Source organism: Chitinophaga sp. (genome assembly GCF_035564935.1).
Taxonomy (GTDB): Bacteria; Bacteroidota; Bacteroidia; order Chitinophagales; family Chitinophagaceae; genus Chitinophaga.
This window is the reverse complement of the sequence record NZ_DATMTE010000313.1, coordinates 1-9,603: the sequence shown is the minus strand read 5'-3', so window position 1 is coordinate 9,603 and position 9,603 is coordinate 1. Positions and strand designations below refer to the sequence as shown.

The following is a 9,603-nucleotide window of genomic DNA, read 5'->3' as shown; positions in this document are numbered from 1 at the left end:
CAACCCCAATTGGCACCCTTTTTGAAAAATGACTTAGAGAAGCAATATTGATTAACCCGAAAATGTTATGTTATGAGTATTTACATTACCTACTTTATTTATTTAGTTGTTGGTATCTGGATTTACAGGCTGCTGGCTTATTTCTTTGACGAAAAGAAAGAAATAAAGAGCAGGAAGAAATTCTAGAACCGGTCAGTGAATAGTGAGATACGGGGATTTTGTTACCTGGCAAGCAATATCAGGTGGTAACAGGGTCCCCGGAATCAGTGTCCGTTAGTTATTTAAACTTTACCATATTACCAAGGATGCCGCCAAAGCCAACGCGCACTCCTATGCGGGTATCTTCTTTACTTTGGTAACCTGCTACTACATCTACCCTGATCATCTTGAAAATATTTTCAATGCCGCCGAAAACTTCCACATAGTTGTTGTCGCCATTTACATAAAATGCATTGGCGCCGGCCACCAGGTTCCATTTTAAGCGGTTAAACAACGGGATCTTGTTGGTGAGTAAGCCATTGAAATGATGTTCTACATTGGCAGTGGCATAAAACGGTGCAGTAGTACTATACCGGTAATACGGCGCCAGCTGGAAGCTGTTCAGGTATTTCGTGTTATAGAATGTTTGGTTACCATTAAAATGCTGATAATCCGGGATCTGTACATTCCGGTCGTTCAGGAAACCTCCCAGGCCAATGTGGTAGCGGAACTCTCCCAGTAATTTGAAATTCATATTATCCTGCACCGAGAAATTCCATTTGTCAAAATCCACAACGCTGTTCCCCACATTGGGTATGCCTTTGCTGTAGCCTATTATGAAGGTGGGATATTTGGAACCAAAAGGAATTTTGCGGTCGGGCAACTCCACAAACTGTTGCTCCGGCTGGAAGGTGAAGCTGGCATCCAGCACCAGCGCCTGGTGCTTTTCAAATGGTACATTGGCCAGCTCGTAAGGATGGTTGGGCGTAAACTGTTTATGATCGTTTTTAAAGATCACGAAATCAGTAGTGTTCTCTACCGGGTTCCTGCTCTCATAAGTAGCGCCTACAGAAAGCTTATCATTTGTTTGGAACGTACGGGTATAGCGCAGTTTACCAAACCAGTTTTCATACAGCTTCATATAGTTCTCCTTCAGGAACAGGGTATAAAACTCGTTGGCAATATTATCGATGGGATTGTCCTGGTTGAACTGGGAAACGCGCTTCCCTCCTGCCAGGGACCAGTCGTTACGCCCAAAACGCTTATGTACCTTGCTGCTGTTGCTGAAATCAATTTGCGTATAGGCATTAAAGTGAGTGTTGCTCAATCCATACCGCAGGAAAGGTGTGATGCGTAAGCTGCTTTCTTCCCCTGTATAGATGTTCAGATTGGGTTCCAGGGCAATTACCAGGCCTTCCACGGTATTATACTTCAAAGATCTCAGGAGCCCTCTTACACCAATGGAATTATATTGAATGGAGCTGTCGCGGCGGAAATAATACTTACGCCGCACGCCGCCCCACAGCACATCCGTCACTTTAACGCGTGGTTGTTTCCGTTGCAGGGAATCGAGGCGATAGCGGGAAAAGGAGGAATCGCGTGCAGCCTGGGCGATACTGTCTTTTTCGCGATAGTCCTTTACCTCGTCGGTTTCGAGGGGTACCGGCCGGATACTGTCCCAGTAGGCATGCGCCTGTTTATCAAAGGCGGAATCATACTTAAGGAAAGTATTGTCGAAAAAGTTTGGCGGGAGCTGCGGGTGTACATTGTAATCGGAATACACGTTTACAAAGCTGCCCCCCATGCTGAAACCAAATTTATTAAACGATATGGATATCACCTGGTCTTTTATCCGCCATATATCAGCGGTAACAGGAACATGGGTTTGGCGGATCTTCAGTGAATCCATCAGCTCCAGCTGGTATTCGCTGGTGAGGAGCAGGTCGGTGCTATGAATACGCCAGTCGCCGTCTGTTATAAAGATATAGCCTGAAAACAGGGGCTCCTGTTTCCGGCGGGGAATAACCTGGATCTTGTTCACCGTTTTACCATCTTCTGTAAATGTACCTTCCAGGTGATATTTATAATAGGCCAGGGCATTTTCTGCAATAGGTGAAATATAGCCCCTGGGGCCCATTTGCGTGATAACAGCGGAAACATTATTATCGTAGAAGCTGATAAAGGCAGGGAAACTTAAGCCGAAACCGCCACCGCTTTTGCGGGAGGAAATTACTTCCAGTTTAACTTTATCCGGTTGCCGGGCAGATATTTTAGTCACGGATTCCGACAGGAAGATCATGCCTTTCCCGGTGCTGTCTACCCCCATATCATTCTTATCTACCTTCCGCCCCATAAATCTTCCCGGAACATTTTTCATTCCTATGGTGCCCTTGATATACGACATGCAGGTATATTCCTTTACCTGTTCCTGGTAGAAGCGTCTTTTTTTAATAGCTTGCCTGATGATGGCATATGCGGGATCTTCGCCGTTGGCTTTCACCACCACTTCTTTTATCTGCATATTGATGGGCAGCAGGCGGAAGTCGAGCGTTTGCGTTGAGGCGTTAACGTTAAGCGGGAGTTCTGTTCTTTTGAAGCCGATATACTGGCATACCACGGTATATTGCCCGGCCGGCAGATCAAGCTGGTACTGGCCCGCGGCATTGGTAGTAGTGCCGGTAGTGGTTCCTTTTATGAAGATGGTAGCAAATGGAAGCGGCTGATCTTTATCATCCGTTACGCGGCCTTTCACCACAATAGCCTGGCAGTAGCTGGAAATGAAAATGCAAAACAGGGCAGACAGGTAGTTCTTCATATTCCAAATGTAACGGCGAACAGCTTACGGGGCATTTGTGCAAACTGTTTTATCAGAATTTTAACAGCCTGGATAAGTAATCAGGCCACCTTTTTAGGAGCACGGACAAAGGCAGCGGAACTTGCAGCAAAGCCAGCCACCAGTGCGCCTATAAACGAACTAACCACCCCTATCAGCGGCCCGCTCCGCACCTTCAGGATCATTTCACTCATACGGTTCGCCAACAGGTGATCATTTCTTACATCCATGTAAAAAGCCAGGATCATCCACAACACGAAGATGCCCATGAAGGCGCTGAAGAATGACTTACCCGGTGATAGCGGCATCAGCAGGGTAACGAGAAAAGCAACGAGCGCTACACTCCACCAGGGCAGTATCATGCCTGCGGCATAAGCCAGGATCAGGACGAGGAGAAAATGAGCAAAGGATTTCATAGTTCTAATATAAGTAGAAAAGTTTAAAAACGGCTAGTCGCAATAAGGGAAACGTTTCATAAACCCTTTAAAGAGCCTTCGGGAAAAGATAAGTTGATCTTTATCAAGTGTGATATCTCCTGCCGTCATTTCTTGTGAGTAATTCCACACTTCATCTCCGGATTTTCCATCCACCAACCGGAAAGTAAATATTTTATTGTTCCGGTAGATTGCCCTTGTAAGCTCGGAGGCTCCCAGACCTCCGGCAAACCCGGCTATTGAATTTGACCCTGCAGATGACCTGATGTTGCTCCTGGTGCCATAGCCTACAGTAACCACAACACAGGCATCTACTCTCAATATTTTTGCAATGGCAGACATATCCAGGAAAGATACTTTCCGCAGGTCTAATCCCATATTTTTCAAAATGGAGTCTGTTATTTGCCAGGGTTGTACTTCTACCAGCAGCCGGTTAGTGTCTCTTGTAATGGTTCTATACAATTCTTCCTGTAGCTGCATTCCATATTTTACTTCCAGGGAACGGAACGCCCCGGCACTGCTATCAGACAACTTTTTGTATTCGGGGAACTTAGCCCGGACCGGCAATACCGCAATCAACTTATGATCATAATTACTCTGCGCTGTTATATACAGCGGATAAGCACCGGTTAATAAAAGCAGCAGGAATAATATTTTCTTCATAGAGGGACTAACTATCTGGTCACACATGACCGGGTTAATAAAGGGGTTGAATCATTAAATGGGGCTGTTCTTATTCATTCTCCGTTTACTGCCAGCAGCAAACAACAGCAGCTGACCAGAAATACCACTTTCTTTCAGGTCAGCTTCCTGTTCTTATTTTTATTTACTTTTCTCTAATGCCTGTTCTATATCTTCTAAAATATCCTTAATATTTTCCAATCCCACGGAAATCCTTATCAGGCCAGGTGTTATACCGGCTATAGCGCGTTCCTGGTCAGAAAGCTTTGCATGGGTAGTGCTGGCCGGATGGGAAGCAATACTGCGGCTGTCGCCCAGGTTGGCCGTTAATGAAAGAAGCTGTAACGCATCCAGGAAACGGACGCCCTGCTGCAGGCCGCCCTTCAGTTCAAAACATACGATACCACCGCCACCGCTCATTTGTTTTTGCGCAATACTGTATTGCGGGTGACTTGGCAGCAAAGGATATTTCACAGACAACAGGTGTGGATTGTTTTCCAGGCCCTGCGCCAGTTTTAAGGCACTGGAGGAATGACGCTCTACTCTCACAAACAGGGTTTCCAGGCTTTTGCTCAGCACCCAGGCGTTAAACGGCGACATGGCCGGGCCGGTGCTTCTGCAAAAAGTATGGATCTCCTTGATCAGTTCCGCCTTACCTACTATTACGCCACCGAGTACACGGCCTTGCCCGTCGATCCACTTGGTGGCGGAATGCGTTACCAGGTGGGCGCCGTACTCAATAGGACGTTGCAGTACCGGTGTGGCAAAGCAATTGTCTACGTTCAGGATGAGGTGATGTTTGTTGGCAATTCCTGCCAGCAGTTCCAGGTCTATTATTTCCAGGCCCGGGTTGGAGGGCGTTTCCACGAAGATCATTTTGGTATTGGGCCGGATCATCGCTTCTATGCCTGCCGGATCGGTAATATCGAAATAAGAAGTTTCAATGCCCCATTTTGGCAGGAACTTCGTGATCACGGTATGGGTAGAACCGAAGATAGCGCGGGCCGATAACAGGTGATCTCCTGTTTTCAGCAGGGCCATGAAGCTGGCGAATATAGCGCTCATCCCGGAGGCCGTGGCATATCCTGCTTCCGCCCCTTCGAGGGCGCACATCTTCTTTACAAATTCGTCTACATTGGGATTGCTGAAACGGCTGTAGATATTAAAGTCTGTTTCATCCGCAAAAGTAGCCCGCATTTCTTCTGCATTATCAAAACAAAAACTGGAAGTAAGGAACATGGGCGCCGAATGCTCCATCTGGTCTGTTTTGGGCATCTGCATTCTTACCGCATTGGTATCCGGCTGGTATTGATTTTTTTCTTTGCTCATGGATATGGTAGTTACAGCATGTTAAGCGTTCAGTTTCACTTCCCAGGTCAGTTTGGTATTACCCTGACGCAGGGTTTCCGCAACAGAACAATATTTGTTCATAGACAATTCCACAGCGCGTGCTGCCTTATCGGGATCGATATTACCTTTAAGATGGAACACCAGGTGAGCGGTTTCCCAGAGGGAAGGCTCCTTACCTTTTTCTCTTTCTGCATCAATTTCTATACGGAAATCTGTTACTTCCTGGCGTTGTTTCTTCAGGATCATCATCACATCAATGGCCGAGCAGCCGCCCAGGCCCATGATCACCATTTGCATGGGTCTTACACCGTTGTTCTTACCACCATTCTCCACAGATGAGTCCATCAGTACCTTGTGGCCGCCTTCATCTACCGCCTCCATATTAAATCCGTCGTCTACTCGTTGTAATGCTATCTTCATGATTATTAAGTTATCTTCAACAAAGATAAATAAAACCATCAGGATTTATACAGTGACCGCCGTTCGTAAATCATCGGTGGTATTTTGCAATTTTTAATTCTGATATTGTAGTTTTGCGCAAATTTGAAGAAGCATTGTCGGCAAAGGTATTTTACAGTCAAGCAGCATTCCGGTTAGAATCCGGGGAAGTATTACCGGGATTACATATCGCGTATCATACGTATGGTACGATGAAAGAAGATGGAAGTAACGTGGTTTGGGTATGTCATGCACTTACGGCCAACAGTGATGCGGCTGATTGGTGGACCGGCCTGATCGGCGCGGGTAAAGCCATTGACCCCGACAGGCACTTTGTTGTTTGCGCCAATATCATTGGTTCCTGCTATGGCAGCAGCGGCCCGCATACCGTAAACCCGGAAACGGGGCATCCATGGTACAGGCAGTTCCCTTTCATTACTATCCGGGATATGGTACAGGCGCATATCCTGCTGCGACAGCACCTGCAGATACCCCGTATCCACCTGCTGATAGGCGGCTCCATGGGAGGCTACCAGGCACTGGAATGGTCGCTGTCCGAGCCGGCCGTTATCAACCGCCTCTTCCTGTTATGTACAGGAGCAGCCGAAAGCGCCTGGGGTATTGCTATTCACACGGCGCAGCGACTGGCCATTGAAGCAGATGATACCTGGCAAGACAATAATCACAGCGCCGGTTCCAAAGGGCTGAAAGCCGCCAGGGCCATCGGTATGCTTACCTATCGCAACTACCAGACCTTTGTGCGCGCACAATCCGATGAAGATAAAGAGAAGACCGATCACTTCAGGGCTTCTTCCTATATCAATTACCAGGGCGATAAACTCGTAAAACGTTTTAATGCACAATCGTACTGGCTGCTCACCAAAGCGATGGACAGCCACAATATTGCCCGTGGCCGCCATGAGGACATCACCGCTACCCTTTCCCATATTCAGCAGCCTACCTTGCTGATCGGCATCAGCAGCGATATTTTATGCCCGCCGGAAGAACAACAGTTTATGGCAGCGCATCTTCCGGATGCTACTTATCATGAAATAGATTCTTCGTACGGGCATGATGGTTTCCTGATAGAATTTGAGAAGATCGGCAAGATATTACAGCAATGGATGCACTAAAAATATATTGATTCTGAACATCTTACAATAGGCTATATGCAGCAGGGTTATCCTGCTGCATTTTTATTTTAATCCCTGCCCTCCCGATGGCCATATGCGGTTTTTTTTCGTTATATTTATTTAAACCGAGTCTAAACCTTTTATAAATCCATCGTGTATGAGAAGCATTCTAATCAAAGCCTTCACAGGCTGCCTGGTGCTTTTATTATCCCTTACCCAGGTAATTTCAGCACAAAACTCCGCCACTATTCATGGTACTGTACGCGAAAAAGGTTCCGGCAACGTCATGCCCGGTGTTACGGTAGCGGTTAAAGGTTCTTCCTCCGGTACCATTACCGGCAGCGGGGGCGCCTTCACCCTTAAAACCACTCATGCGTTCCCGTTAACCCTTGTGTTCTCCTACGTGGGTTTTAAAACAGAAGAACACGAGATTTCCTCCGCTACCGATAACATGGAAGTGGAGCTTAGCTCAACTGAAATTCTCGGCCAGGAAGTGGTGGTGGCCGCCAGCCGTACACAGGAAAGCATCCTGCAGTCGCCCGTATCTATTGAAAAACTGGATGCCCGCGCTCTGAAAGCTTCTCCCGCCGCATCGTACTACGATGCGCTGGCCAACCTGAAAGGCGTGGAAATGAGCACCCAGAGCTTAACGTTCAAATCAGTGAACACCCGCGGTTTTAACAGCAATGGTAATACCCGTGTACTGCAACTAAACGATGGAATGGACAACCAGGCCCCCGGTCTGAACTTCGCCGTGGGTAACATGGTAGGCATTCCTGAAGTGGACCTCGACAACATGGAACTTATACCCGGCGCGGCTTCCGCACTGTATGGTCCCAATGCTCTCAACGGTATCCTGCTGATGAACAGTAAAAATCCCTTCCAGTACCAGGGATTAAGCGCCCTGGTGAAAACCGGCTTCCTGAACGACGCCGGCCGTTCTACCGCTACTACTGGTTTCTACGACGTGTCTGTACGTTACGCACATGCCTTCAGCGATAAGGTAGCATTCAAACTGAATGTTGGCTATCTCCAGGCAAAAGACTGGCAGGCTTATGATCAGCGCGACCAGAGCCTGGCAAACGGTCATACCCTGGAAGATGGTACCCGCGCCAATAACGAAGGCTATAATGGTGTGAATATATATGGAGATGAAAATACGGTGAATATGTACACCGGCCTGAAACCTTCCCTCATGCCGCAAATGATCGCATTGTCGCAGCAACTGGGAGGCGCCCTCACACCGGATCAGTTGTATAATGCCATCCTGCCTCCGCAGAATATGTCGAATGTAACCCGCACCGGTTACAACGAAGCGGATGTAGTGGACTATACTACAAAAAACATGAAACTGAACGCTGCATTACATTACCGGCTTACACCCAACCTGGAAGCCATTTTGCAAGGCAGCTACGGTTCCGGTACTACGGTGTATACCGGCGCTGACCGTTACTCCCTGAAAAACTTCAACATGGGTCAGTATAAAGTGGAGCTGAAGAGCCCTGATTTCTATGTAAGATTGTATACTACACAGGAAAGGGCCGGCGACAGCTATGCCGGCGGTACACTGGCCTCCGGCATTAACGAGGCCTGGAAAAGCAGCCAGCAATGGTATACTGAATACTTCGGTACTTATGGACTGGCGGCAGGCAATCTCTTTAAAACCACTTTTACCAATAACCTCGGACAAGGAGTCCCTGCTGCATTTGCTGCGGCCCAGGCAGCGGTGCAATCCCAGCAGTCAAATTTTATCAGCGCCGCCCGTGCTAATGCCGATAAAGGCCGCCTGATTCCCGGCACGCCTGAATTTGATGCCGCTGCAGATAAAGTGAAGAATAAACCCATTCCCGGCGATGCTTCCGGCGTGGGTGCAAAATTCACTGATAAAACCAACCTGTACCAGGCCGAGTTCATGTATAACTTTCATAACCTGATCCATTTTGCAGAGATCCTGGTAGGCGGTAATTACCGCCGCTATGCACTAAACTCCGAAAAAACACTGTTTGCCGTAGATGATAACGGTAAGGAATTCCGTATCAATGAATACGGCGGTTATGTGCAGCTCATGAAAAAGATCATAGAGGATCATGTGAAACTTACCGGCTCCCTGCGCTATGATAAGAACATGAACTTCAAAGGCCAGTTCAGCCCGCGTTTGTCTGCTGTGTATACTTTCCTCGGTACACACAACATCCGCGCTTCTTATCAAACAGGTTTCCGTATCCCGCATAACCAGGATCAGTACATCGACCTCGTAACGCCACAAGCCCACCTGATAGGTGGTTTGCCTTTCCTGCGCGAACGTTATGGTTTGGATAAAGGACCGGTATTCTCGCTACAATCCGTACAGGCCGGCAACCCTACCCAGTACGTTTTCCGCGAGTTCCTGCCGGAAAGGATCCAGGCATATGAAATAGGTTATAAAGCCGTGATCGCAAAACAATTGCTGATCGATGCCTATATCTATAAAAATGATTTCAAAAATATGAATGGCACACAGGTACTGGTGCAGCCAACTGCCGATCCTGCCGTCAATAATATCTTCTCTGTGCCGGTAAGCGCCACTGAAGTAGTGCACTCCTGGGGATGGGCACTGGGACTGGATTACAGCCTGCCGCTTAATTTCACTGCAGGGGGTAACATTTCCTATAATGAACTGACCAATGAAAAGGACCTTGGTTCATTTATGACAATGTATAACACACCAAAAGTGCGTTACAGCCTGAACTTCGGCAACCGTAACATTGCCAACTCC

7 protein-coding genes are annotated in these 9,603 nt (G+C 47.6%); 2 read left to right on the top strand and 5 right to left on the bottom strand.

What is annotated here, in order from left to right; all coding sequences use genetic code 11:
• Positions 1–277: 277 nt before the first annotated feature.
• From VN105_RS08370 to VN105_RS08350, 5 genes are all read right to left on the bottom strand, one after another.
• Positions 278–2,794, bottom strand: coding sequence for a DUF5686 and carboxypeptidase regulatory-like domain-containing protein (locus VN105_RS08370; RefSeq protein ID WP_325639786.1), 2,517 nt, complete (start codon positions 2,792–2,794; stop codon positions 278–280).
• Between the two features lie 80 nt (positions 2,795–2,874).
• Entirely contained in the window at positions 2,875–3,228 is a 354-nt protein-coding gene (locus VN105_RS08365) for a hypothetical protein (protein WP_325639784.1), read from the bottom strand.
• A gap of 33 nt (positions 3,229–3,261) precedes the next feature.
• The gene (locus tag VN105_RS08360; RefSeq protein WP_325639783.1) at positions 3,262–3,909 is read right to left on the bottom strand and encodes a hypothetical protein; all 648 of its coding nucleotides are present in this window, start codon (positions 3,907–3,909) and stop codon (positions 3,262–3,264) included.
• Positions 3,910–4,068: 159 nt separating this feature from the next.
• The gene (locus tag VN105_RS08355; RefSeq protein WP_325639782.1) at positions 4,069–5,256 is read right to left on the bottom strand and encodes an O-succinylhomoserine sulfhydrylase; all 1,188 of its coding nucleotides are present in this window, start codon (positions 5,254–5,256) and stop codon (positions 4,069–4,071) included.
• Between the two features lie 21 nt (positions 5,257–5,277).
• On the bottom strand, positions 5,278–5,697 hold the full coding sequence (locus VN105_RS08350) for an OsmC family protein (protein WP_142686927.1): 420 nt from the start codon (positions 5,695–5,697) through the stop codon (positions 5,278–5,280).
• A 113-nt stretch (positions 5,698–5,810) separates the two neighbouring features.
• Here VN105_RS08350 and metX point away from each other — a divergent pair, with 113 nt between their 5' ends.
• A complete protein-coding gene (metX, locus tag VN105_RS08345) occupies positions 5,811–6,848 on the top strand; it encodes a homoserine O-acetyltransferase MetX (protein WP_325639778.1) in 1,038 nt (345 codons plus the stop codon).
• 157 nt (positions 6,849–7,005) lie between these two features.
• Positions 7,006–9,603 (top strand): TonB-dependent receptor (locus VN105_RS08340; protein ID WP_325639776.1); only part of this gene is annotated, 2,598 nt, incomplete at its 3' end.